This is a genomic window from Enterococcus sp. DIV1315a (assembly GCF_051712325.1).
Lineage (GTDB): Bacteria > Bacillota > Bacilli > Lactobacillales > Enterococcaceae > Enterococcus > Enterococcus faecalis.
This window is the reverse complement of record NZ_JBIOOS010000001.1, coordinates 1,746,021-1,771,378: the sequence shown is the minus strand read 5'-3', so window position 1 is coordinate 1,771,378 and position 25,358 is coordinate 1,746,021. Positions and strand designations below refer to the sequence as shown.

Here is a 25,358-nt window from a genome sequence, read left to right as displayed (position 1 = left end):
GGGGTGAAAAGATGTATCGAGTGATGTTTGTTGATGATGAATATATGATTTTAGAAGGCTTAAAATGGATTATTCCTTGGCAAGAGTTAGGCTTTGAAATTGTTAAAACAGCGCGTAGTGCGCAAGAAGCATTGGCTTTTTTAGAAACAGAATCCATTGATGTTTTATTAACAGATATTACGATGCCAGAAATGAGCGGGATCGAATTAATTGAGCAAGCAAAGAAAAAAGGACATCAATTTATTAGTTTAATTTTATCAGGTTATCAAGAGTTTGATTACGTCAAAAAAGGCATGGCTTTGCAGGTCCAAGATTATCTTTTGAAACCAGTCAATAAACAAGAACTATTAGCCAATATCCAGAGAATTAAAATAGAATTGGACCAACAAAAAAAATCCCATGCCCGCGTGCGTCTATATCTAGAAAATGGCTTGATGCGTTGGCTTAATGATGAAATCAGCGAAGGGGAATACGAAGAGTTAATGCAGCAATTTACGACTATAAAACCAGGTGATTTTACCGTTTTATTGGTTGAAGCTGAGATGCCATTTTTAGAAACAATCAAGGAACTATTTATGAAAAAAGGCCAACTGTTATTCATTGAAAGTTGGATGAGTACGTACCACCAATTGTTACTTATCTATAAAGGGGCCAGACAAGAAGCGTTCTTATTTATTCGTGAAATTGAAGCGATTCTAGCTGGTCAAGGTCAGATTTTTGTAGGGGAATCTGTCAATGAATGGGAAACGGTTTATGAAAGTTATGAGAAAGTAAAACAGTTGCAAGCAATTGAAACGTTTTATCAAGAATTTCTGCCAAATAATCAAAAAGAACAAATGAATCGTTCGGCAGAAGATTTTACTTTTCTAGCGTTTAACCAAGCCTTGATGATTGGGGATATGCAGACCATTCAACGGGAATTAGATGCTATTTTCAATCAGTTAAGTCAACAACACGCTACGCCAGAATATGTACGCTATGTAGTCTTCTTACTTTTTTCAGATATTTCGCGTCAGTATCCAACTGTGTTAGAAGAAAACTATGAAAAAATCGTGGAAGAAATTCGAGCCAGCAACAATCTTAATACACTGTATGCGTTAATGCAGCAAGTCTTGGCAGAAGTGAAAAATAAACCTAAAATAAAAAAATATTCAGAAAGTGTTAGCCAAGCTGTAGAAAGAATTGAACAAGGCTATTTAGAAGAATTAAACTTAAAAACGGTGGCGGATGAGCTTCATTTGAACCCTAGTTATTTAGGCCAAATTTTTAAAAAAGAAACCAAGCGGAGTTTTTCTCAATATTTGAATCAAGTGCGTACCAAGCATGCCCAGAAATTATTATTGTACACGGATGATACAATCAACGAAATTTCAGAAAAAGTAGGATTTAACAATACCAACTATTTTTCAAAAATGTTTAAAAAATTAAATGGAATTACGCCAAAAGAATTTCGAGAGCAATACCAATCAAATTACGCAGGTGTCGAAGAATAAAAAGAAAGATGTTCAATTTTTATGAACATCTTTCTTTTTATTATTTTTCCGTACTTAATGAAAACGGTCGTTCTGCTGTGTTTTGTGGATTCGGGACGATCCCTAATTGATAATCTAAAGTCCCGCCATTTAATAGTTCTTGATGAGTAAAATAAGGCGCAGTATGTTTTTCTTGGTTTAACTGAATTTCATGAATAAATTGTTGTTGGACTTTGTTTGGTGATGTCTGAATGGTTAATTGTTTACCATTTGACAGTTTTACTTCCGCCGTCTGGACTAAAGGCATCCCGATTACATATTCACCAGTTCCTGGTGTGACGGGATAAAAGCCTAAGCTATTAAAAATATACCAAGCAGACATGCTACCATTGTCTTCATCACCTGGATAGCCAGTTGGTGAAGCATCAAATGTTTGCATTAGTTGTTTTAAAAGTGGTTGAGCCATCTCTGGTTTGCCGATGTAGCTGAATAGAAACGGATAATGGAAACTTGGTTGATTTGAGATGGCTAATTGACCAAAATCAATTGCCGCCATTTCACTCATTTCATGAATTTCAAAACCATAGCCTTCAACGTTAAAGTTAGGCGCTTGATTGCATAGCTGAATTAATTTTTTTTCGAAAGCTAACTCGCTACCATATAGCTTAATCAAACCTGCAAAATCTTGATAAACCGCAAAACTTGATTGCCAAGCACTTCCTTCGGCGTAATCTTTGCCCCAACGAATATCTAAAAAGTCAGGACGGAAATTGCCTTCAGTATCCTTTGCTTGCATAAAGCCAGTTTCAGGATTAAAAAGTTGTTGATAATTCAAGGCTTGTTGACGATAAAACGTTGCAGTCTCTGAATCATTCAATGTTTTTGCAACTTGCGAAATACAGAAATCACTGTACGCATAGTCTAAGGTATGATTGACAGATTCATGATAGGTTGAAGGAACATAGCCATATTTTAGATAATCCAGAGTTCCTTGACGTCCATAATTTTCTCGTTCGCTTTGTTGTGTAGCGCCTTTTTTCATCGCTTCTAGGAACTGAGGCATCAAGTCAGGACGAATCTTTTTCACGGCGGCATCAGCAATGACAGCGTCAATCAAGGTGCCAGGCATTAAACCACGCTCATCTGGAGATAACCATTTTGGCAAGAAACCTGTTTCGTTGTAACTATTTAAAAAGCCTTCTAGCATCTCTTCGTATTTTTCTTGAGCAATTAGTGAGAACAATGGGTAGACCGTTTTATAAGTATCCCAAAAGCCATTATTGGTATATAGTACACCAGGACGAACCGTTTGCGAGAACGTATCATAATGAATCGGCTGCTGATTTTCGTCCAATTCATAAAAGGTTTGCGGAAATAGGAATGTTCGATACAGTGTATGATAAAACGTTTTAGTATGTTCAGGATTTTCATGCGTTACTTTAAGGCGATCGAAATAATTATGCCAATCTGCGATTCCTTGTTGCAGCATCTCAGTAGAACGCAAAGAGATTTCTCGCGCTAAATTTAACTGCGCTTGTTTTTCAGAAATAAATGAACTACTAAAATGAACAACTTGTTGAGCAATATTTCCAAAAGAAAGAAGGATTTTGCCATCTTCACCTGAAGAAGGGGCAAACCATTTGGTTAAAGGCTGTTCAAAATGAAGCACAAAATAAAAACTAAAATCTGGATCTTCACAACCAGAATAGTTGATGACTTTTACAGCCACTTGATGGTCATCTAATTGTTTTACTTGATAACGTCCAGGCAGAGTTAGTAGTAAGTGATTGTCTTTTTGTTGATAATCAATGGTTAAGATACCACCATACATGCTTGGGATTAATTGAGAAGTTATTTGATAGCGTAATTGAGTTAAGTTAATTTCGACAGGAGAAAAAAGGCTTTCTTCTGGACGATAAGAACTTTGGGCATGGAATAAAGAAAGTTCCGACAATGAACCACTGACAGGGGTCATTAATAAATGACTAAAATCACCCATCCAAGGACTTGGTTGATGCGTTACTCGATAGCCTTGAAATGTTCGATCTTCTGGATGAAACCACCAGCTGCCTTTTTGGTCAGTTGTTTGCGGGGCGTAAAAGTTCATCCCAAATGGCACGCCAGTATAGGGTAGACAATTTCCATTTGAAAAACTATGTTGGTTGGCAGTTCCGTGTCGCGTATCAATCGCTTGAATATTCATGAAAGTAGCTCCTTTGTTTTAAATGATATATCATATATGCTGATTATAGCACAAAAAACAAGAAATGAAAGCGTATTTATTCGCTTTTTTATTTATTTTTAACGAATTGGTATATTCAATTTGAAGAGGGAATTGACAAGCATGTTACAATGGATAAGGAATCGATATTGGAGTGATTGTTATTTATTTTTTTAGTACAAAAAGTCAGCAATTTTTTGCGTATGTTTGGGCCATTTTCCCAGTCATCGCCTTTTTTTTGGTTAGTTTTTATACATTGGATTTTTTATTTTCCCCAAGCTATTTAATTATGGTGCCTGTATTTACTATTATGTTTAAAATTAACTATAAAAAAGATTATTCGTTTGTAGCGCTGCTCAAAATGAGTATCAGGCAATTTGTGATCAGTTTTTTAGCATTTATAGCTAGTAGTTCCTTTAGCTGGTCTATTATTTTAAATAGTAGTGTGACATTTTTAATTGTTTATTTATTTTATTCATCTGCGACACCGATGCGGTATCATAGTTATTTGATGATGTTTACGTTTTGTCAGTTAATCCAGGTTAAAGGAAATACATTTTTGATGCAATCTCAAGTTGTGGCCTTTTTAATTGGTCTTTTTTTATTGGCTTTAACATTAAACGCTTGGTGGCAAACAGGATTACGTCAGCTAACTAGCTTAAAGAGTAGGGGCCATGTTCGTTTTTTTAAAAGCATTCAATTAAATATGAAGCAACAAAAATTGGCAGTTATTAATTTCTGGCACGACTTACAACAGATTTTTTTTGGGATTACAAGTTTCAAACAATTTTTAGAAAGTCCTGACGAAAGGGTGCAACGATTTCGTTTAGCTATTCGTATGAGTTTCACCATTACACTGAGTTTTATTTTAATGTGGAGTGTAGGAGGCATTAAAATAATTTGGATTCCGATGAATGTTTTTCTACTCTTGCATCCAGTGAAAGCAGAAATGAACACGCGTATTAAGACACGTTTTTGGGGGACTCTTTTAGGATGTTTCCTTAGTCTGTTTGTTGTCAATTGGCTTCAATTGCCACTGACACACCTCATTGTTTCTAGTTTGATTGGCATTTTTGTTTATGCCCTAAAACCAGGAACCGTGTTACAAGTGACAATGGCAACGATTTTTGGGTTATGTTTGGCAACAATTAGTTTACGAGGGATGTACGCCGCAGAGTTGCGGGTCTCTTTTGTATTATTGGCAATTTTTGTTGTTTGCTTAATTGATTTAGGTTTATTTGTTTATCAGCGTATTTTACGTTTTTAAAAAGTGTGGCACAGAGGGTGATTTACCCGTTGTGCCACACTTTTTAATTTTCTAAATTCGTTAATTTTTCCAAGTAATGATTTTCTATTTGCGGAAAATCTATTTTTTCTGTTGCTGCATCAGGGGTTTCAACTACTTGCTTCAAGCGGTTGAGAACAATTGACCAACCAGCGATATCTTTATGGCGAGGTGTTGTAAAATTTTCTGGGAGAGATTCTGAAAAGACTAACAGGGTCTGATGAGGTGCTTGTTCTTTTAAGTCAAAATAGATGATACCAGTATCCCAAGTCACGCCCAGATATTTTTCCTCTGCATAATCAGTGAAAGGCATTGTTTCTTCAAAATCGGGCAGAATAAACCGCCAAAACCCGTTAACACCTAATTCACCAATCTCTAATTCTGGAAACCATTGTTTTAGCTTGTCTGTCTCAGTGAGGTAGCGCCAAATCGTTTGAGGGCTGGCTGAAATTGCCCGTTCTGTACCAAAATAAATCGTCTGGTTTTCTAAGCGAAAGGTATCTTTCATGTTGTTTCTCTCCTTTATTTATTATTCGTGAAGTTCTAAAGGTAGTCCATCTGGATCAAAAAAGAAGGTCATTTTTTCACCCGTAAAATCATCTACTCGTAGCGGTTCTGTTTCAATTCCTTGCTCATTTAAAAAAGCAATCACTTCTTCAATATGTTCAACTTTAAAAGCTAAATGACGTAATCCTAAAGCTTCAGGATAAGAGGGGCGAGCGGGAAATTGATCAGAAATGAAAATTTCTAATTCTTGGCTGCCTAATTTTAAATCTAATTTAATATCGTTTTTTTCGGGACGATGATTTTCGCGAAGAACTTCAAAGCCCAGCTTTTCGACATAAAAATTTTTAGTTGCTTGATAATTTGAGGCATTGATTGCCACATGATGAATTTCTTTAAAAAACATTTTTCATACTCCTTTTCGTTTTTTCCCTCTGTAGTATAGCAATAAAGAAGCAGCTAAAAAAGCGTTCTGTTTGACTCTTTAAGAAAAGACAAGGGAATTTCAAAAAAATAAAATTATTTTTTTGAAAGAAAGCGCTTGCCAAAAAAAGAATAATCAAGTATGATGTATATACAACTTAATTGTATATACAAGTTTGAGAGGAGAATGTAAAATGGGTAAGTTTCAAAGCGATGCACAACAGTTGTTGAAAGCAGTAGGAGGCAAAGAAAATATTTCAGCTGTTTCTCATTGTGCAACTCGAATGCGTTTTGTATTAAAAGATCCAAAAAAAGCGGATGTACCTGTGATTGAAGATATTCCTTCTGTAAAAGGAACCTTTACAAATGCTGGACAGTTTCAAGTAATTATTGGGAATGAAGTCCCACAATTTTATAATGATTTTTCTGCAATTTCCGGTTTAGAAGGGGTTTCAAAAGAAGAAGGGAAAGCAGCTGCCAAAAGTAATTTGAGTCCTGTTCAACGAGTTGTTTCTGTTTTAGCTGAGATTTTTACACCATTGATTCCTGCACTTGTTATCGGGGGATTGATTTTAGGGTTCCGCAATATTTTGGAAGGGGTTCCATTTGGCTTTCTTGATGGTCAAACAATCGTGGAAGTTTCTCAATTTTGGAATGGAGTCAATTCATTCTTATGGTTAATCGGCGAAGCAATTTTCCACTTCTTGCCAGTTGGGATTACGTGGAGTATTACGAAGAAAATGGGAACCACACAAATTTTGGGGATTGTCCTAGGGATTACATTAGTCTCACCACAACTTCTGAATGCTTATTCAGTTGCGACGACTAAAGCAGCAGAAATTCCTTTCTGGGATTTTGGGTTTGCTCAAGTTAACATGATTGGTTATCAAGCGCAAGTTATCCCAGCTATGTTAGCCGGCTTCTTGCTTGCCTATCTTGAAATTTTCTTTAGAAAAGTGATTCCTCAAGCAATTTCAATGATTTTTGTCCCATTGTTTGCTTTAGTACCAACAGTATTGGCTGCACATGTCATTTTAGGACCAATCGGTTGGACGATTGGTAGTTGGGTTTCTGATATCGTAAACGCAGGATTAACGTCAACATTTAATTGGTTATTTGGCGCCGTCTTTGGCTTTATGTACGCACCATTAGTCATCACTGGGTTGCATCATATGAGTAATGCGATTGATTTACAGTTGATTGCTGACTTTCAGTCAACCAACTTATGGCCAATGATTGCTCTATCAAATATTGCACAAGGTTCAGCGGTTTTAGCAGTTATCTTTATGCATCGTGGAAACAAAAAAGAAGAACAAGTTTCGATTCCAGCGATGATTTCTTGTTACTTAGGTGTGACTGAACCAGCGATGTTTGGGATCAACTTAAAATATGTTTATCCATTTGTTGCGGGCATGATTGGTTCGGCAATGGCCGGAATGTTTGCCACTTTAATGGGCGTTCGTGCGACAAGTATCGGCGTCGGTGGCTTGCCAGGAATTTTATCTATTGTGCCACAATATTACTTGCCGTTTTTAGTCGCAATGGTGATTGCGATTATCGTACCAATGGGCTTAACTTATATTTTCAGAAAGAAAGGCATCTTTAATAAAGTCGATCCAGTTGATGAAGCAACAGGGATGTTATACAGCGAAGAAGGGTAATCGCTTTTTGAAGTTAAGAAGAATTCGTAGACATTTGTCTACGAATTCTTCTTCTTTTTATAGAAACTATTGGCTTTTTTCTCTCTTTCAGTTAGACTAAAAAGGTTGAGAAAAGGAGAGCGTAAAAATGGATATTTATTTAAAAAAAGCAATTTTACACATTATTGATCGAGAAACTGGGACGCCGGTTTTCTCTGAAAAGGAACTAGATTTAACGACCGAGTATATTCGAACGTATTTAACTGCAAAAATTTCAAAACTTTCGACTGCACAAACAAAGACTGGAACATTGGCGGAAAATAGTTCCTTTGTTGACACGTTACGTGGGATTCCTAGTGATTTTATAAAGAAAAGCCAAGAAGTTACCCAACATTGGTATGATGTTTATTCAGGAAGCGAAGATGCGCCTAGTGCTGATATTTTGTTCATTTTATATGAATTAGATACGGTGTTACATGTCGCAATGATTAAATTAAACTATAAAGAAAGTTACACGCATTACGTCGACTATGAAGAAGAATCCGTTTATAACAAACTGATTATCAACCGAGCAATTTTGTCTTCAAAATCACAAAAACCAGATGAAGGGATTACGGTTGACTTAGATACATTAGCGTTTGAATTACTAGAGAAAAGATATGAATTTTCAGGAGAAAAAATCTGGTATTTCTCTGAAAAAGTGATTGAGACGCAAGCGGCACCTTCCATGGAAGAAAATATCAAAGAAATTAAAAAGGCAGTCAAACGCATTGGAAAGAAATTTAACGAAGATGAGTTTGAACTAATGGCTTCTGTAAAAGAAGCGGTGTATGATAGCATTGAGGAAACGGGGACGATTGACAATGAGCAGATTGCTGAGCAAGTGTTTAAAGAAAATGTATCAGCTAAATTAGCTTACCAAGAAGAAGTGAATGAGTCGAAGTTTGTCGACAAAACACCGCCAGTCAGAGAATCTCGCGAAATTTCTGAAAAGAAATTTGGCAAACAAAAGTTAAAAATGGATAACGGTATTGAATTAATTGTTCCGTTAGATGTTTACCGCAATGGCGATTTAATTGAATTTGTTAATAATCCAGATGGTACAGTGTCCATCATGCTAAAAAATATCGAAAAAATTAGTAATCAATTATAAAGAAAAAACCGTTGGTCGCTTGCCAACGGTTTTTTCTTTATTTTAATTTTTCTAAAGCTTTTTCAGGGACTTCTTTTTCTGTCACTTCATTCCAGCTGATCACGCCTTTACGGGGATTAACTTTCAATTTTAGATAGACTTTCATACGCAAAGGTTGATCACGGGATTCGTTTAATTCCACGGTTTTTTCTTCACCGTTTTTATTAAACGCAGGTTGTTGATAGTAATAAATGGTCATTGCTTCACCAGAATTTGTTTTTTCATCTTTCTTTTCACCAGATGTTGTGATTTGTGTATAATAGGCTTCTCCACCGTAATAGTAATTATAAACGCCCCAGCTACCACCTGCTAAAATGACTATGGGAATTAATATTTTTAGTAATGTTTTCATTTTCCTCACCTCAAGGAATAGTATGCCTTTTTTTTAGGAAATTTGCCATATTTTTTTCCGTTAATTGAGTGACAATTTTGTTAGTTTCGGCACTTTCTTGAAAAATTCATCATTTTTTTAAACAAAAGACAACGTTTGTCGCTCCCTTTTTTTCACTATCATGCTACAATAAAGAAAAAAAGATGGAGGTAGAGGACAATGATGCCCTTTTATTTTGGAATCGATCCAACCTATATATTGGTAATTATCGGAATTGCGATTTCTGGTGCGGCCTCCGCATATGTTAACAGTACCTTTCGTAAATATGATCAAGTACGAAGCAGTAAACATGTTACAGGCACGCAGGCAGCACAATATATTTTACAAAAAGAACAAATTAATGATGTTGGAGTTCAGCAAATTGCTGGTGATTTAACTGACAATTATAATTCTGGAAACAAAATGTTGAGCTTATCCGAAGCCACTGCTCAATCGACATCGGTCGCGGCTATTGGCGTGGCGGCTCATGAATGCGGACATGCGGTACAAGATCATACGAACTATGTGCCTTTACGTCTTCGTGCAGCTATTGTTCCAGTTGCCAACATCGGTTCAACCATCTCCTTTCCACTAATTTTGATTGGTGTTTTATTTAGTTGGAATCAAACATTAATCAACATTGGAATTTTGGCTTTTTCATTAGCCTTGATTTTTCAATTGGTGACTTTACCGGTGGAGTTTAATGCGTCTAGACGTGCATTAAGTATTCTTTCTGAAGGTGGGTTATTAACAGAAGAAGAAGTCCCAATGGCCAGAAAAGTTCTTTTTGCAGCTGCACTTACCTACGTAGCAGCTGCGCTTTCGACCTTTTTACAACTTTTACGTTTGGTTATTTTATTTGGTGGCAACAACCGCCGAGACTAAGTGCCAGCAAAGGTCTTTCTATTACGCATAAAAGTAATAATATGTTATGATTAAAATAGAAAATAACAGAGGAGCTGAAGGAAATGAAAGCATCAACAAAAATTGGTATCGGTTTAAGCATTGCTGCAGTTGCAAGTGTCTCTGTTGCAGTCATCGCTTCTGAAAAAATTATTAAGAAGGTATCTCATGTTTCCAATCGTTATAAAGTTAAAAAGTTTGTAGACGATAAATTTGATGGAAACCAAAAATTATTATCGATTGTCGATGATTTATCCGATGATGAATTAGATTCTGTTTTAAATGTTGTGGATCGTGTGAAAGATGGCGGTTCAAAATTAGCTGAATATGGCGAAAAAGTTAAAGACAATACAGATTCTTTAAAAGAACGCTTTTTCACATTTATTGAAGATGCAATGAAGTAAAAAAGATGGCCTAGGCCATCTTTTTTTTATAAAAATAATTCTTTTGTTTCAACATAATAGCCTCTGCCACCAACTAGAACTTGATCAATTGTCTTTTGGGATGTAGTGTTCAAACGCACTAAGACTTCTGAAGGAGCGTTTAAGGTATAACCTTGGGCAAAGGTGTAATTGGTTTTTTGTAAAATTTGGTGATGGTACAGATAACAAGCTAACGCACCATTTGATGTACCAGTAGCGGCTTCTTCATCGATGTCATAAAGGGGTGCAAAATTCCTACAAATGATATTTTCTTCAGACAAAGCAAAAAGATGCATCCCAATAACTCCATACTTTTGACTAAGTAACTTAATTTTTTCAAAGTTTGGTTGTAAATCCTGTAATAATTGCGCATTTTTAATGGGAACCAAAATATCTTTTAGGCCCGTTGACACAATCTGGATAGGAAAAGCAGTTGCCACTGCGTTTAAATCAAAGCAGCCGCTCAATTCTTCTAAAGTGAGCGTATCATAAAAAGTTGGGACAGTTTGTTCCATAAATAGTTGTTCACCGTTCGCCGTGATTGCGAGCAAACCGCTGTTCGTTTCGATTGTATATTCTGTTTGCAATAATTTATTTAAGTGCTTCATGATGGTGAAAGCGCCAATTGTCGCGTGGCCACATAAGTCGACTTCTTCTTTTGGTGTAAAATATTCAAGGCGGAAATCAGCAATCTTTGAGTCTGAAATAAAAGCAGTTTCTGCAAATCCTAGTTCTTTGGCGATGGCCATTTTTTGGGTTCTCGTTAAGGGCTGTGTCATAAAAACAACGCCTGCTTTGTTGCCACCTTCGTGGTTTTTACTAAATGCACTAGCGACATATGCGGTAATTTTCATTGGAACGCCTACTTTCTAATTGGGAATAAAAAACATACGAGTAAAAAATGGACGTACTACTTTCTTAATAACAAATAACAAAAGATTAAATCATCCATTTTTTTTAAAGATAAGCCAGTTTGTTCAAAAAACTTTTCCAACCGATAGTGTAAAGTATTTCGATGCATAAATAAATCTTTTGCAGTGGAGCTGATATTGCCTTGATTTTTCCACAAAGCGCTGATGATTGGCTGAATATCGGTGTCTTTATTTAATAAACGACGATAGTACTCAACAAGTACATTTTGGCTCATGGCTTCCTTGGTAAAATAGTGGAGGGCAACATCAGTTAAACTAAAAACAGTCGTCCGACTAGAGGAATTAAGTTCTTCTGAAAAAATACGTTGTTCTTCATGGAAACAACGCCGGAGAATGTCTTCAGAGGAATAAAAATTGCCAACAAATACAGCACTAGTGCAATCAAAGTCTGTATCTAATGTTAAAAAAATCCCTTGAATTTCTTCTTGTTGAAAGGTATTTTTTGACTGTTCTTCAACTAAAATATACATATTATTACTTGGACTGAAACAATCAACTGTATCTGGAAACATCTTTGTTAAATTAAATTGCCATTCAGCTTGTAATTCTTTTGTGACATTCGTTTGAATTTGCAACATACGAAAGGTCCCTTCGGCAGGTAATTTTGCCTGTTGAAATAAGTAACTGAACCAAGGATGGTTACCAGTAATTGTTGGGTTTTCAGAAATTGGGAAAAGCGCTTCCAACAAATGCTGTTCTTTAATACTTAAGAAAGCTTTATTCACAATGAAAAATTGGTCGTCAACAGGAATTGAATAGGTGGCTTCGGAACCAATTGTTTTTGATAAATAGCCTTTGGGATAAAGCTGAGATAAATTTTCAATAATCATAGACACACCTCACTGATTTATTGTACCATGAAGCAAGACAGAAGTTTAGTAGGAAAAAGCCGAAAGGTGGAAATTAATTGGGAAAAAAAGAAACAACGTTAACACAAGAAGAAAAAGAATTTTTTATGCGAGAAGCCATTGCAGAAGCGAAAAAAGCAGAAGGTTTGGCTGAGGTGCCTATTGGAGCTGTGATAGTTCGGCAAGGGGAAATTATTGGCCGCGGGCATAATCTGAGAGAAGCACGGCAAGAAGCAACGGCGCATGCAGAAATGTATGCAATCCAAGAAGCGTGTCGCGGGATAGAAAATTGGCGTCTAGAAGAAACCCAATTATTTGTAACTTTAGAACCTTGTCCAATGTGTAGTGGGGCGATGCTTTTAGCACGAATTCCAGAAGTTTATTATGGCGCAACTGATCCTAAAGCAGGCACTGCTGGCACATTGATGAATTTATTAGAAGATGAACGCTTCAATCATGTGGCCTATGTCGAAGCAGGCGTTTTAGAAGAAGAGTGTCGCTTATTGTTAGTTCAGTTCTTTAAAAAGTTACGGGCAAAGAAAAAAGAAGAGAAACTTTTAAAAAATCGAAAGAAAGACTAGTCAAAAGAATAAAAATACGTTATACTAGGTTTTGCCGAAAGGCTAGGACAATGGCGGGCTAGTGAATTGTGTCAGATCCGGAAGGAAGCAGCACTAAGCAAGTGCCGCCATGTGTCTGATTGAATAAGGAACGTATCAAGGCTGAGAAGCCTTTTTTTATTTGAAATAAAAAGAAGCAAGCCGTTATTTTTACGGCTTGCTTCTTTTTAAATTTATGCCCAATCGCCATTTCTAAAAACTGGAACAATCGTCCCGTCTTCCTTAATGCCGTCAATATTCATTTTGTCAGATCCTACCATAAAGTCCACATGTGTTTGGCTACGATTTAAACCAGCTTCAGCTAATTCTTCTTCGCTCATCTCCGTGCCGCCTTGTAAGTTGAAGGCATAGGCCGAACCAAAGGCTAAATGATTAGAGGCATTTTCATCAAACAATGTATTATAAAAAATCAAACCGGATTGTGAAATTGGTGAAGGGTCTGGTACTAAAGCAACTTCTCCTAAGTGTTTGGCACCTTCATCAATAGCTAAGAGATTTTTCAATGCTTCTTCGCCTTGTTCAGCTGAGAAGTCAACAACTTTTCCATCTTTAAATGTAAATTTCATTCCCGAAATGATTGTCCCAGCATAACTTAGTGGTTTTGTACTAGAAACATAACCATCAACGCGGCGACTATCTGGGGCGGTGAAAACTTCTTCTGTTGGCATATTAGCCATGAATTCTTCCCCACGAGCGTTATAACTACCAGCGCCTTCCCATAAATGGTTTTTAGGCAAACCAATCGTTAAATCTGTCCCAGGAGCTGTGTAGTGTAAAGCAGTAAATTGTTGTTCGTTTAATTCAGCCGCTTTTTCTTGTAATTTTTTATCATGGATATCCCAAGCAATGACTGGGTTTTCTTCATAAATTCGTGTTGTTTTGAAAATTTCATTCCAAAGTGCATCAACTTGTTCTTCACTTGTTGCTAATTCTGGAAAGACTTTAGCTGCCCAGCCTTCACTAGCAGCAGCTACAACAGTCCAACTTACTTTGTTGGCTTGCGTTGCTTTTCGTAGGTTGACCAATGCTTTCCCATTAGCCGCTTGGAAAGCTGCTACACGTTGTGCATCCACGCCAGCTAATGCATCAGGATTAGAAGAAACCACGCTAATTCGGCTTGCGCCTTTGGCAATCCAATCATCGGTTTGATCAATTTTATATTGAGGAACATTTTCAATACGATCAGTTGCAGCATGAGCTAAAAATTCACGTTGAATGGTTTCGTCGCTCCATTGAACAATTACTTCGGCCGCGCCTAAGCGATAAGCTTCTTCCGTAATTAAGCGGGCAAGGGGCGCTTGATCGACACTGATTTGTAAAACAACCGTATGCTTGTCCTGGACATTGACACCCGTTTCAGCAATTAAACGTGCATATTTCTTTAGATTTTCATTAAAATTCTCTAAGGTCATTCGTGATTCCTCCTTCATTTTGATGGGTAATGACTGCTCATATCATAACACGGAAGAGCAGGGAACTCAACGAAATAAAGCCTTTATCAACTGTTATTTTAAGTTGGGGTAAAAGTTGTCGTGCTCCCGCTCAGTGAACTTTTGTACAAAGAGTTGTTCTAATTTTGCATAATAGAAAAATCGTGTTACAATAACCATAAGCATTTATTTGGAAGCGTTGTATATGAATGAATAAAGGGGATAGGGAATTATGGCAAGAAAAAAAACCATTACGAAAGAGCAGATTTTAACAGCTGCCTATGAAGTAGTCGCCACTGAAGGATTTTCGAAGTTCACTGCACGTAATATTGCTAATAAAATGAAATGTTCCACCCAACCGATTTATTTGGAATTTAAAAACATGGATGATTTACGCGATGCTTTATTCCAAAAAATTCATAAATACTTAGCGAAAGAAGTATTTCCAGTAAAACATACCGGGAATACAATTGTTGATTTGGCTTTAAACTATATTCATTTTGCGACAAGTGAAAGTAAGTTATACCGTGCGCTTTATTTAGAAGAATATGGTGGCGGCAAAAAAATGCAAGAATTCTCTTATCACTATTTTACTGAAGCGGTAAAAGCTGATCCTGAGTATGCTAATTTAAACGATGTTCAAATTGACTCTTTACACATGGGAACATGGGTGGTCGCTACTGGTGTGGCTGCATTGATGACTTCTGGAATTATCCATCCTTCAGAAGAACAAATCATTCATTTAATGAAAGATAGTATTGAAGCAATTCTTGAACGAGATGAACCAATTGATATTGACCTATAAAAATTAAAAAAAAGTGTAACCTCATGCTGATAGCTTCTGTGAGGTTACAGCAAAAGACTGTTTCTTAAAAGAACGGTCTTTTTTTGTTAAGTGTATTAATGGTAGATTATTCGCAACCATGCTACAGTAAAGAAGAGAAATAGAAAGGGGCAAAAAACATGAACCGAGTGAAAGATAAGCGTTTATGGCTAAGTATTGTAGGAATTACCGGACTAGGGCTCTTGTCGGGCTTATTTTCAGTAAATGCGAGAGAATATTATCAAGCGTTGAGATTACCAAGTTTTGCTCCGCCAGGCTGGTTATTTGGACCGGTGTGGTTGGTGTTGTATATTTTTATGGGCATTACTTTTTATTTCATCTTAGTTCATCCAAATAAACAACAGAAAAAACGGATGATTACGCTATTTATTTTACAATTTATTGCGAACTTTTTCTGGACATTTTTCTTTTTTTCTTTACAAAATAATTTATTATCTGTGATTGATATCTCATTGTTATGGCTATTATTAATAGTTCAACAGTGGGACTACTTGCGTTATAAATTAATAACGCGTGGCTGGTTGATGATTCCTTATATTCTTTGGGTTACTTTTGCGGCAGCTTTAAATTACAGTATTTTATTTTTAAATTAGGAATATCAAAACACCAGAGAAAAATGGGAACTAGCCATTTTTCTCTGGTGTTTATTTTATTTATTTCAACGTAGTTATTCTGCGGCAGTTGCTAATTTTTTCGCAAATTCTTCTAAACGTTGGATGTCGTCTTCTTCAGCGGCTAGATCAACTTTAACGCTGTCGGCGCCTTTTTTTGCCCCAATTTGAGTAAAGACTGCTTCGAAGTCGTCCACCGATTTACAAAAATCATCATAAAACGTGTCTCCTGAACCACAAACGCCGAAGATTTTTCCTGATAAATCAATCTCTTGTAAGTCTTCATAAAAGTCGACAATTTCATCAGGTAAATCGCCATCGCCATACGTATATGTAGCTACTACACAGATATCGGCCTCTTCAAAATCAGCGGCATCGACTTGCGTACACTCATCAATTTCGACCTCTAATTCTAAATCTTCAAATGCTTCTGCAACAATGTCGGCAATTTCTTCTGTATTCCCAGTCATGCTTGCATACACAATTTTAGCTAACGTCATAAACTTTCTTCCCCCTCATACAATTCTGTCACTTATTATAGCAGATGCGCATTTCTTATAAAAGACTAGCGAGTGCTTTTATTAAGGGACTTTTTGAAAATTGGTGTTTGAACAATCTTTTTTGCAAAAAATGTGATAAAATAATTTGAATGAAACAAGTTTAGGAGAGATAGTATGATTACATTAAAATCACCACGAGAAATTGAAATGATGGATGAATCAGGGGAATTATTAGCGGATGTTCACCGTCATTTACGGACGTTTATTAAACCTGGCATTACAAGCTGGGATATTGAAGTATTTGTGAGAGACTTTATTGAAAGTCATGGTGGCGTGGCGGCTCAAATTGGCTATGAAGGTTACAAATATGCTACTTGTTGTAGTATCAACGATGAAATTTGCCACGGATTTCCTCGTAAAAAAGTATTAAAAGATGGCGACCTAATCAAAGTAGATATGTGTGTCGACTTAAAGGGCGCAATCTCTGATTCATGCTGGTCTTATGTCGTGGGTGAATCAACACCTGAAATTGATCGCTTGATGGAAGTAACCAAAAAAGCGCTATATCTTGGGATTGAACAAGCACAAGTAGGAAATAGAATTGGCGACATTGGTCATGCAATTCAAACGTATGTAGAAGGAGAAGGCTACGGGGTAGTTCGCGACTTTGTAGGTCATGGCATTGGCCCAACTATTCATGAAAGTCCAATGATCCCTCACTATGGTAAAGCAGGTAAAGGACTACGTTTAAAAGAGGGAATGGTTATTACCATTGAGCCAATGGTTAACACAGGAACTTGGCGCATGAAAATGGACCCAAATGGTTGGACTGCTTATACTGAAGATGGCGGTCTAAGTTGTCAATATGAACATTCATTAGCGATTACGAAAGAAGGTCCAAGAATCTTAACGTCACAAGGCGAAGAATTGACTTATTAATAAGGAGAGTGTGTGATGAAGTTTCTCGACAACATCAAAAAGAATCAATCTTTGATGCGTTTTATTGAGACAACGCAAAGTCACATGGTCACAGCCGAAATAGGCAACAGCTCAGTGGTTGTTGCCTATTATTTATTACTCTCGCTGTTTCCATTACTGATTGCGGTAGGTAATGTCTTACCTTATTTAAGAATCGACCCTAATTCTGTGTTGCCTTATATTGCAGAGGCGATTCCAAAAGATGTTTATAAGAACTTAGAACCAGCGATTCGTTCACTATTGACTCAACGTTCAGGCGGGTTGCTTTCTGTTTCCGCTTTAGCAGCATTTTGGAGTGCCAGTCAAAGTATTAATGCACTACAAAATGCGATGAATAAAGCTTTTGGTGTCGAACAAAGGAAAAATTTTATTCTCGTAAGAGTGGTTTCATTTTTAGTTATTTTGTTATTTATGGTAGCGATTGTCGGTGTAGTAGTAATTTTAGGTCTGGGTCAGTACATTATTGAATTACTGCAACCAATTTTCCATTACTCAACATCTGTGATCGATACTTTCCAAGCGTTAAAATGGCCGTTAACGACCGTTGTTTTATTAGTGATTATGTGTTTGATTTATGCGGTCGTTCCTAATCGGAAATTATCGTTACGTTCTATTTTGCCAGGGGCTATTTTTTCGACAGTCGGTTGGATGCTATTATCACAAATTTTTGGTTTGTACGTAAAATATTTTAGTTCTAGAATCGCAAGTTATCAAATCATCGGGAGTTTTATCATCTTGATGTTATGGTTGAATTTTGCTGCCACGATTATTATTTTAGGAGCAATTGTCAACGCTGTCGTTGATGAATACTTATCTGGAGATAAAGAAAAAAAACAACCAAGTTTTGAACAACGCTTGTTTAGATGGTTTAAAAAGAAAAAATAAATGGATTTCTTTAAAAAAGTCTAAACCGTTGCCAGAACACATGTTTCAGCTTGTAAATGCTTCAGTTTACGGTATAATATACCCTGAACGAGAAGAAAGTGGGTTCGACTATGTCACTATTTATTTATGAAGTTTTGATACGTTTATTTATGACATTTATCTTATCTTTGCTATTAACACCACTTGTTAAGCTTCTAGCGTTTCGGATTGGCGCCTATGATGCACCAGGAGAGCGACGAATCAATACCAAAAATATGCCTACAGCAGGAGGACTTGCAATCTATATTGCTTTTGCTAGTTCATGTTTATTGATTTTTCGTTCGATTATCCCACAAGATTATATTTGGCCGATTATTTTGGCTGGTGGAATGGTTGTTTTGACAGGCCTCATTGATGATATTAAAGAGATTACTCCAATGAAAAAAACAATCGGTATTTTGTTAGCAGCATTAGTTATTTATTTTGTTGCTGGAATTCGGATAGATTTTGTGACGTTGCCAGTCGTTGGAATGATTGATTTACGCTGGTTTAGTTTACCACTAACTTTATTGTGGATTTTAGCGATTACGAATGCAGTAAATTTAATTGATGGTTTGGATGGTTTAGCATCAGGCGTATCCATTATTGGATTAACCACGATTGGTATTACAGGGTATTTTTTCCTACATGCTAAAACGGTCTATATTCCAATTGTTATTTTTATTTTAGTTGCGAGCATTGCGGGATTTTTCCCATACAATTTTTATCCAGCTAAAATATTTCTAGGAGATACCGGGGCGTTATTCCTCGGGTTTATGATTGCAGTAATGTCGTTACAGGGATTGAAAAATGCTACGTTTATTACGGTAATTACGCCAATGGTGATTTTAGGTGTGCCAATTACGGATACGGTTTATGCAATTATTCGACGGCTATTGAACAAGAAGCCCATTTCCTCAGCAGATAAAATGCATTTGCATCACCGCTTGTTATCTTTAGGTTTTACCCATAAAGGGGCGGTCATGACTATTTATGCATTGGCGTTAGTTTTTTCCTTTGTCTCTTTATTGTTCAGCTATTCAAGTACAGTAGCATCAATTTTATTAATTGTCTTTTGTTTAATTGGCTTAGAACTATTCATTGAACTAATCGGTCTAGTTGGCGAAGGACATCAACCGTTGATGTATTTGTTACGGATTTTAGGGAATCGTGAATATCGTCAGGAGCAAATGAAAAAGCGACTTGGCAAGCATTCTAAGAGAAAGTAAAGAAATCTTTAGGTTGCTTTGCGAGAGCGTAAACCTATGATATAATTCCATTAAACTTAAAAAAGTATATGTGTGAAACATATGCTTTTTTTTTAAGACGATGTTTCAGTAGTAAGGAGAAATGAGCATGCAAGAAATGGTAACAATCTCGATTGTCACTTATAATAGTCGTTACATTTTTAATGTATTAGACCAATTAAAAGCCGAACTAGGTACTAATAGTATCTATGATATTCATATCTATGACAATCATTCTGAAACAGCGTATCTTGAAAAATTAACAACATATGAACCATTTATTACTATCCATCGCGCTGAAGAAAATCAAGGGTTTGGTCATGGTCATAATCAAGTGTTATTCAATGCTTCGACAAAGTATGCAATTATTTTTAATCCCGATGTTTTGGTTACTAAAGACGTGCTTGATCGTCTATTAGACCGTATCAAAATAGATAAGAACATTGCAGTCGTTAGCCCTAAAGTGTTAAATGAAGATGGCACGACGCAATATTTAGTTCGTCAAAAATTAGATGTCTTCGATTATATGTTACGTTTTATTCCCTTTCAATTTGTAAAGAAAATTTTTGATAAACGTTTGAGTATTTATGAATGTCGCGATTTGTCGGATACAGAAACAACGGATATTAAAATGGGCTCAGGCTGTTTTATGTTGATTGATCGTGAAAAATTCGTTGAAATTGGTGGGTTCGATGAACGTTTCTTCATGTACTTCGAAGACAACGATTTATGTTTACGCTTTGGCAAAGCAGGCTATCGGATTCTCTATACGCCTTTTGAAACGGTTGTTCACATGTATGAAAAGGGCGCCCATAAAAGTCGTAAATTGTTTAAAATCTTTATGCAATCAATGGGGAAATTTTTTAACAAATGGGGCTGGAGGTTCTTTTAATGAGTCAAAGATTAGCGGTAGTCATCGTCTTATATCAAATGAAAATGGCTGATACGCCGAATTATTTGTTATTAAAAGAAGTGGTAAATCATCCCCAATTGCACTTATTTATTTATGACAACAGTCCACTTCCTCAAGAAGATGCATTATTTTTACAACAAAATGTTACTTATCGACATAATCCTGATAATCCAGGCCTAGCGACCGCTTATAATGAAGCGATTGCTTTTAGTCAAACGAATCAATGTGAATTATTGTTGCTCCTTGACCAAGACACAGAAGTGCCAGCTTCTTATTTTGATACGTTGATCATCATGCCGTTAGATCCGACTGTGGCAGTCTATGTTCCAATTGTAGAAGCAAATGGACAACAAATTTCGCCAGTTTATAGTGATCAATATGTTGGACTTAAAGGAGCAAAGCCAACAGCAGGGATAGCCAACCAATCGTTGATGGCTATCAATTCTGGTACAGTCATTACGGCAGAAACACTGCGCTGGTTGGAAGGATTTTCGGAAGAATTTCCTTTGGACTATTTAGATCATTGGTTCTTTTATCAATTGAATCAAGCCAATAAAAAGATTGAAGTCTTACCAATCCACCTAAAACAAGAATTGTCTGTTTTAGATTATCGTACAATGAGTCCTCAACGTTATCGCTCTATTATTGAAGCAGAAACGTTATTTTATCGTCGATATGATCAAGAAAAGTTTTCCCATCATCGACGCCATTTATTTTTACGCAGTAGTAAGCAATTTTTAACTGTCAAAAATCGCCAAATTTGGCGGCAAACATTGGCAGAATTTCTCAAGTTAATGAAAGGATAATCTATGATCTCAGTTTGTATTGCGACATATAATGGAGAAAAATATCTCGCGGAACAATTAGATAGTATTCTTTTACAAGTCAGTGAAGAAGATGAACTAATTATTTCAGATGATGGTTCTACTGATCATACGTTGGAAATTTTGAGAACGTATGCAGCGAATTATCCCCAAATTCAATTGTTACAAGGTCCAGGGCAAGGAGTGATTGCTAATTTTGCATTTGCGCTTACGCATACGAAAGGTGAAGTAATATTTTTAGCAGATCAAGATGACGTTTGGTTGCCAAATAAAGTAACGACAGTGACAGAATATTTTGAAACGCACCCTGACATCCAAGTGGTTATTAGTGACTTGAAAATTGTTGATGCGGATTTACAAGTTACCAATCCCTCTTATTTTAAGTTTCGAAAAGTCAAACCAGGGTTTTGGCGAAATGCGATAAAAAGTGGCTATATTGGGGCAGGTATGGCCTTTCGTCAAGAGATGAAAAACGTCATTTTACCCATTCCGCCAGAAGTTCCTATGCATGATATGTGGATTGGCTTATTAGCTGCACGGAAGAAGCAAACGGGTCTCATTAAAGAACCATTAGTGCTTTACCGAAGACATGGAGCGAATGTCAGCCCTATTATTACCAAAACAAGTTTCCAACAAAAATTAAATTGGCGTGTGAATTTATTAAAAGCTTTACATCAGCGTTTAAAGGAACAACGCTAAACTTTTACAGATTTGTAAAATTTACGTAAAAAACATGACAAACCCTATGCTTAATGCGATAATAGGGAAGGATATTTGGTTTTATAGAAACTAAAAATAGAAGTATTTAAGGAGATTGTTCATGAAAGGAATTATTTTAGCAGGCGGAAGCGGGACACGCTTATATCCGTTAACAAAAGCAACATCAAAACAATTAATGCCAATTTACGACAAACCAATGATTTATTACCCAATGTCAACGTTAATGTTGGCGGGAATTAATGAAATTTTGATTATCTCTACACCAGAAGATACACCACGTTTTGAAAGCTTATTCGGTGATGGCCATGATTTAGGCATTCATATCGAATACGCGGTGCAAGAAAGCCCAGATGGTTTGGCGCAAGCATTTATTATTGGTGAAGAATTCATTGGTGATGATAGTGTCTGCTTAGTTTTAGGGGACAATATTTATTATGGTGGTGGCTTATCAAAAATGTTGCAACGAGCGGCTTCTAAAGAGTCAGGGGCAACAGTCTTTGGTTACCATGTAAATGATCCAGAGCGTTTCGGCGTGGTAGAATTTGATGAAGAGATGCGGGCGCTTTCTATTGAAGAAAAACCAGCACAACCGAAGTCAAATTACGCAGTGACAGGTTTGTATTTTTACGACAATGAAGTGGTTGAAATTGCGAAAGGGATCAAACCGTCAGAACGTGGGGAATTAGAAATAACAGACGTTAATAAAGTCTACCTTGAAAAAAATAAACTTTCTGTTGAGGTAATGGGCCGTGGCTTTGCTTGGTTAGATACAGGCACACACGAATCCTTATTAGAAGCGTCAACATTTATTGAAACAATTGAAAAACGTCAAAATTTAAAAGTCGCTTGTTTGGAAGAAATTGCTTATCGAATGGGCTATATTACAAAAGAACAATTGGTAGAATTGGCACAACCATTGAAGAAAAATGGCTACGGCCAATACTTGCTACGTTTAGCAGCAGAATAGGAGCGAAGAAACGTGAAAGTTATTGATACAAAATTACAAGATGTCAAAATTATCGAAATGGATGTTTTCGGTGATCATCGTGGCTTTTTTACAGAAAGTTATTCCAAAGCTAAATTTGCAGAACATGGATTAGACTTTGACTTTGTCCAAGATAATCATTCATTATCAACAGAAGCAGGTGTCTTGCGTGGATTGCATTTTCAAAAAGGCGAAGCTGCGCAAACAAAACTAATTCGCGTTGTAACAGGTGCGGTATTAGATGTGATTGTTGATATTCGTAAAGGGAGTCCAACCTATGGTCAATGGGAAGGCTACATTTTATCAGAACATAATCACCGTCAGCTTTTAGTACCAAAAGGTTTTGCTCATGGTTTTGTCACCTTGACACCGAACGTGAATTTTATGTACAAGTGTGACAATTACTACAATGCGGCAGCAGACGGCGGTATTGATTTTAACGATCCAGCGTTAGCTATTGATTGGCCAATTGCGCCAGAAAAAGCGATTACGTCAGAAAAGGATCAAAAACATCCAACCTTAAAAGAATTTGAAGCGGAAAATCCGTTTATCTATGGCGAAATTTAAGAAAAAAGTAGGAGAGTTTCAATTATGAAAAAAATCATCGTAACAGGTGGAGCTGGTTTTATCGGCTCAAATTTTGTTCATTATGTTGTAAAGAATCATCCAGAAGTTCATGTAACTGTATTAGATAAATTAACGTATGCAGGAAATGAAAAAAATCTTGAAGGTCTACCGAGTGATCGCGTGGAATTAGTCGTAGGAGATATCGCTGATGCTGAATTAGTTAATCGTTTAGTCGCTGAAACAGATGCGGTTGTTCACTATGCTGCTGAATCGCATAACGACAACTCATTAAACGACCCATTCCCATTTGTACAAACCAATCTGATTGGGACGTACACATTGATCGAAGCTTGTCGTAAAAACAATGTTCGTTACCACCATGTATCGACTGATGAAGTTTATGGCGATTTACCTTTAAGAGAAGATTTACCAGGACATGGAGAAGGCGAAGGGGAAAAATTCACTGCCGAAACGCCTTACAATCCTTCAAGTCCTTATTCTTCAACAAAAGCAGGCTCTGACTTGTTAGTCAAAGCGTGGGTTCGTTCTTTCAACTTACAAGCAACAATTTCAAATTGTTCAAATAACTATGGGCCATATCAACATATTGAAAAATTTATTCCTCGTCAAATTACCAATGTCTTAAGTGGCATTACACCAAAACTTTATGGTGCTGGTAAAAATGTTCGTGACTGGATTCATACAAACGACCATTCTTCGGCTGTTTGGGCAATTTTAACAAAAGGACAAATTGGCGAAACGTATTTAATTGGAGCCGATGGTGAAGAAGACAATAAAACAGTGATGGAATTAATTTTAGAATTAATGGGACAACCTGTTGATGCCTATGAGCATGTCAACGATCGTGCAGGACATGACTTACGTTATGCGATTGATTCAACCAGATTACGCGAAGAATTAGGTTGGGAACCAGAATTCACGAATTTCCGTGAAGGCTTGGCAGAAACAATCAAGTGGTATACAGAAAATGAAGACTGGTGGCGTGCAGATAAAGAAGCTGTTGAAGCAAAATATGCACAAAATGGTCAGTAATTTTTTCTGACATGTGAGATAACAGTCGAAAGGCGATGGCAAAGTACAAAAGCTACTTTGCCCTGCCTTTTTTTCAAGAAGGAGCGAAAAAAATGATTTTAATTACTGGTGGAAATGGCCAATTGGGCACAGAATTACGTCACCTATTAGACGAACAAGGAATTGAGTATGTTTCAACGGATTCCACAGAATTAGATATTACTGATGCGGATAGTACGTTGGCAAAAGTGAAAGAAATTCAACCAAGCGTCATTTATCATTGTGCTGCTTATACAGCTGTTGATAAAGCAGAAGACGAAGGCAAGGAATTAGATGAAAAAGTGAATGTAGATGGCACACGTCATGTTGCAGAAGCTGCTAAAGCAGTGGGGGCGACACTTGTTTACGTAAGTACAGATTATATTTTTGATGGAACTAAAAAAGAAGGCGTCTATGCGATTGATGATCAACCGAATCCTTTAAATGAGTATGGTCGGACGAAGTTATTAGGTGAACAAGCGGTCCAAGAAATCCTGGACGACTATTATATTATTCGAACATCATGGGTATTTGGTCAATACGGTCATAACTTTGTCTTTACCATGCAAAAATTAGCGGAAACAAGAGACCAACTAACGGTAGTGGACGATCAGTTTGGCCGCCCAACTTGGACAAGAACGTTAGCCGAATTTATGGCATTTGTTATTGCAGAAAAAGCGCCATTTGGTGTTTATCATTTGTCTAATGAAAACAGCTGTAGCTGGTATCAGTTTGCTAAAGAAATTTTAAAAGATACTGAAGTGGAAGTACTGCCAGTGGATTCAACTCAATTTCCACAAAAGGCGCAAAGACCACAATATTCTGTCATGGATTTAAGTAAAACAGAAGCGTTAGGCTTTAAAATTCCTACTTGGCAAGAAGCCTTAGCACAAATGTTAGAAAATGTTCAACAATAAATTGTTTTGTGTAAGT

At 36.6% G+C, this 25,358-nt stretch carries 27 protein-coding genes and 1 other RNA gene; 20 read left to right on the top strand and 8 right to left on the bottom strand.

Translation table 11 applies throughout. The annotated features are described in order from the left end of the window. Nucleotides 1–11 precede the first annotated feature (11 nt). Nucleotides 12–1,493 (top strand): response regulator transcription factor, encoded by a 1,482-nt coding sequence (locus IGJ03_RS08485; RefSeq protein WP_002378518.1) that lies wholly within the window; start codon nt 12–14, stop codon nt 1,491–1,493. Nucleotides 1,494–1,533: 40 nt separating this feature from the next. On the opposite strand, the gene IGJ03_RS08480 is transcribed toward IGJ03_RS08485, so the two are convergent. Further along, on the bottom strand, nt 1,534–3,675 hold the full coding sequence (locus IGJ03_RS08480; protein ID WP_002374433.1) for a GH92 family glycosyl hydrolase: 2,142 nt from the start codon (nt 3,673–3,675) through the stop codon (nt 1,534–1,536). A 172-nt stretch (nt 3,676–3,847) separates the two neighbouring features. On the opposite strand from IGJ03_RS08480, the gene IGJ03_RS08475 reads away from it, so the two are divergent. Next, nucleotides 3,848–4,960: an FUSC family protein gene (locus IGJ03_RS08475; RefSeq protein ID WP_002383778.1), complete on the top strand. Its 1,113-nt coding sequence runs from the start codon at nt 3,848–3,850 to the stop codon at nt 4,958–4,960. Nucleotides 4,961–5,003: 43 nt separating this feature from the next. On the opposite strand, the gene IGJ03_RS08470 is transcribed toward IGJ03_RS08475, so the two are convergent. Both IGJ03_RS08470 and gloA2 read right to left on the bottom strand, forming a co-directional pair. Further along, a complete protein-coding gene (locus tag IGJ03_RS08470; protein WP_002407658.1) occupies nt 5,004–5,486 on the bottom strand; it encodes an SRPBCC domain-containing protein in 483 nt (160 codons plus the stop codon). Between the two features lie 21 nt (nt 5,487–5,507). Beyond that, nucleotides 5,508–5,888, bottom strand: coding sequence for an SMU1112c/YaeR family gloxylase I-like metalloprotein (gene gloA2, locus IGJ03_RS08465; protein WP_002356864.1), 381 nt, complete (start codon nt 5,886–5,888; stop codon nt 5,508–5,510). A 211-nt stretch (nt 5,889–6,099) separates the two neighbouring features. Between gloA2 and treP the strand changes: the two genes are divergently transcribed. Further along, the gene (gene treP / locus IGJ03_RS08460) at nt 6,100–7,566 is read left to right on the top strand and encodes a PTS system trehalose-specific EIIBC component (protein ID WP_002388267.1); all 1,467 of its coding nucleotides are present in this window, start codon (nt 6,100–6,102) and stop codon (nt 7,564–7,566) included. Between the two features lie 127 nt (nt 7,567–7,693). Further along, the gene (locus tag IGJ03_RS08455) at nt 7,694–8,698 is read left to right on the top strand and encodes a nucleoid-associated protein (protein WP_002387246.1); all 1,005 of its coding nucleotides are present in this window, start codon (nt 7,694–7,696) and stop codon (nt 8,696–8,698) included. 37 nt (nt 8,699–8,735) lie between these two features. Here the strand turns inward: IGJ03_RS08455 and IGJ03_RS08450 are convergent, their stop codons facing one another. Beyond that, a complete protein-coding gene (locus IGJ03_RS08450) occupies nt 8,736–9,089 on the bottom strand; it encodes a YxeA family protein (RefSeq protein ID WP_438711116.1) in 354 nt (117 codons plus the stop codon). Nucleotides 9,090–9,287: 198 nt separating this feature from the next. Here IGJ03_RS08450 and IGJ03_RS08445 point away from each other — a divergent pair, with 198 nt between their 5' ends. Both IGJ03_RS08445 and IGJ03_RS08440 read left to right on the top strand, forming a co-directional pair. Beyond that, nucleotides 9,288–9,992, top strand: coding sequence for a zinc metallopeptidase (locus IGJ03_RS08445; protein WP_002384290.1), 705 nt, complete (start codon nt 9,288–9,290; stop codon nt 9,990–9,992). 83 nt (nt 9,993–10,075) lie between these two features. Next, on the top strand, nt 10,076–10,414 hold the full coding sequence (locus IGJ03_RS08440) for a hypothetical protein (protein ID WP_002356871.1): 339 nt from the start codon (nt 10,076–10,078) through the stop codon (nt 10,412–10,414). Nucleotides 10,415–10,440: 26 nt separating this feature from the next. Here the strand turns inward: IGJ03_RS08440 and IGJ03_RS08435 are convergent, their stop codons facing one another. Both IGJ03_RS08435 and IGJ03_RS08430 read right to left on the bottom strand, forming a co-directional pair. Then, nucleotides 10,441–11,286 carry a PhzF family phenazine biosynthesis protein gene (locus IGJ03_RS08435; RefSeq protein ID WP_010710597.1) on the bottom strand — a complete coding sequence of 282 codons (846 nt, stop codon included), beginning with the start codon at nt 11,284–11,286 and terminating at the stop codon, nt 10,441–10,443. Nucleotides 11,287–11,342: 56 nt separating this feature from the next. Next, entirely contained in the window at nt 11,343–12,194 is an 852-nt protein-coding gene (locus IGJ03_RS08430; protein ID WP_002383772.1) for a PucR family transcriptional regulator, read from the bottom strand. Between the two features lie 77 nt (nt 12,195–12,271). Here IGJ03_RS08430 and tadA point away from each other — a divergent pair, with 77 nt between their 5' ends. Together tadA and ffs are read left to right on the top strand one after the other, a co-directional pair. Further along, nucleotides 12,272–12,793 (top strand): tRNA adenosine(34) deaminase TadA, encoded by a 522-nt coding sequence (gene tadA, locus IGJ03_RS08425; RefSeq protein WP_425135989.1) that lies wholly within the window; start codon nt 12,272–12,274, stop codon nt 12,791–12,793. Nucleotides 12,794–12,832: 39 nt separating this feature from the next. Further along, nucleotides 12,833–12,919: signal recognition particle sRNA small type (ffs, locus tag IGJ03_RS08420), an RNA gene on the top strand. An 86-nt stretch (nt 12,920–13,005) separates the two neighbouring features. Here ffs and IGJ03_RS08415 read toward each other — a convergent pair. After that, nucleotides 13,006–14,244 (bottom strand): aminopeptidase, encoded by a 1,239-nt coding sequence (locus IGJ03_RS08415; protein ID WP_425135988.1) that lies wholly within the window; start codon nt 14,242–14,244, stop codon nt 13,006–13,008. A gap of 250 nt (nt 14,245–14,494) precedes the next feature. Here IGJ03_RS08415 and IGJ03_RS08410 point away from each other — a divergent pair, with 250 nt between their 5' ends. After that, nucleotides 14,495–15,067 (top strand): TetR/AcrR family transcriptional regulator, encoded by a 573-nt coding sequence (locus IGJ03_RS08410; protein ID WP_002356883.1) that lies wholly within the window; start codon nt 14,495–14,497, stop codon nt 15,065–15,067. A 158-nt stretch (nt 15,068–15,225) separates the two neighbouring features. Further along, nucleotides 15,226–15,699 (top strand): TspO/MBR family protein, encoded by a 474-nt coding sequence (locus tag IGJ03_RS08405; RefSeq protein WP_002356884.1) that lies wholly within the window; start codon nt 15,226–15,228, stop codon nt 15,697–15,699. Nucleotides 15,700–15,773: 74 nt separating this feature from the next. On the opposite strand, the gene IGJ03_RS08400 is transcribed toward IGJ03_RS08405, so the two are convergent. After that, on the bottom strand, nt 15,774–16,217 hold the full coding sequence (locus tag IGJ03_RS08400; RefSeq protein ID WP_002356885.1) for a flavodoxin: 444 nt from the start codon (nt 16,215–16,217) through the stop codon (nt 15,774–15,776). Between the two features lie 174 nt (nt 16,218–16,391). On the opposite strand from IGJ03_RS08400, the gene map reads away from it, so the two are divergent. The 10 genes from map to rfbD all read left to right on the top strand — a co-directional run bounded on the left by map (nt 16,392) and on the right by rfbD (nt 25,342). Continuing rightward, the gene (gene map, locus IGJ03_RS08395) at nt 16,392–17,156 is read left to right on the top strand and encodes a type I methionyl aminopeptidase (protein WP_438711114.1); all 765 of its coding nucleotides are present in this window, start codon (nt 16,392–16,394) and stop codon (nt 17,154–17,156) included. A gap of 15 nt (nt 17,157–17,171) precedes the next feature. After that, on the top strand, nt 17,172–18,080 hold the full coding sequence (locus tag IGJ03_RS08390) for a YihY/virulence factor BrkB family protein (RefSeq protein ID WP_002383768.1): 909 nt from the start codon (nt 17,172–17,174) through the stop codon (nt 18,078–18,080). 110 nt (nt 18,081–18,190) lie between these two features. Beyond that, nucleotides 18,191–19,327, top strand: a complete 1,137-nt coding sequence (locus IGJ03_RS08385; protein WP_002366956.1) for an MraY family glycosyltransferase — start codon at nt 18,191–18,193, stop codon at nt 19,325–19,327. 121 nt (nt 19,328–19,448) lie between these two features. Next, entirely contained in the window at nt 19,449–20,237 is a 789-nt protein-coding gene (locus IGJ03_RS08380) for a glycosyltransferase family 2 protein (RefSeq protein WP_002419750.1), read from the top strand. Further along, on the top strand, nt 20,237–21,064 hold the full coding sequence (locus tag IGJ03_RS08375) for a glycosyltransferase (RefSeq protein ID WP_282897035.1): 828 nt from the start codon (nt 20,237–20,239) through the stop codon (nt 21,062–21,064). The genes IGJ03_RS08380 and IGJ03_RS08375 overlap by 1 nt, the downstream gene beginning before the upstream one ends. Nucleotides 21,065–21,067: 3 nt before the next feature. After that, entirely contained in the window at nt 21,068–21,781 is a 714-nt protein-coding gene (locus IGJ03_RS08370) for a glycosyltransferase family 2 protein (RefSeq protein WP_002362119.1), read from the top strand. A gap of 121 nt (nt 21,782–21,902) precedes the next feature. Next, nucleotides 21,903–22,769 carry a glucose-1-phosphate thymidylyltransferase RfbA gene (gene rfbA / locus IGJ03_RS08365; protein WP_002364387.1) on the top strand — a complete coding sequence of 289 codons (867 nt, stop codon included), beginning with the start codon at nt 21,903–21,905 and terminating at the stop codon, nt 22,767–22,769. 12 nt (nt 22,770–22,781) lie between these two features. Beyond that, nucleotides 22,782–23,354, top strand: a complete 573-nt coding sequence (rfbC, locus tag IGJ03_RS08360) for a dTDP-4-dehydrorhamnose 3,5-epimerase (RefSeq protein ID WP_353973680.1) — start codon at nt 22,782–22,784, stop codon at nt 23,352–23,354. Nucleotides 23,355–23,378: 24 nt separating this feature from the next. Next, nucleotides 23,379–24,407: a dTDP-glucose 4,6-dehydratase gene (gene rfbB, locus IGJ03_RS08355; RefSeq protein WP_002359895.1), complete on the top strand. Its 1,029-nt coding sequence runs from the start codon at nt 23,379–23,381 to the stop codon at nt 24,405–24,407. Nucleotides 24,408–24,499: 92 nt separating this feature from the next. Continuing rightward, nucleotides 24,500–25,342: a dTDP-4-dehydrorhamnose reductase gene (gene rfbD, locus IGJ03_RS08350; RefSeq protein ID WP_002356895.1), complete on the top strand. Its 843-nt coding sequence runs from the start codon at nt 24,500–24,502 to the stop codon at nt 25,340–25,342. Nucleotides 25,343–25,358: the final 16 nt, after the last annotated feature.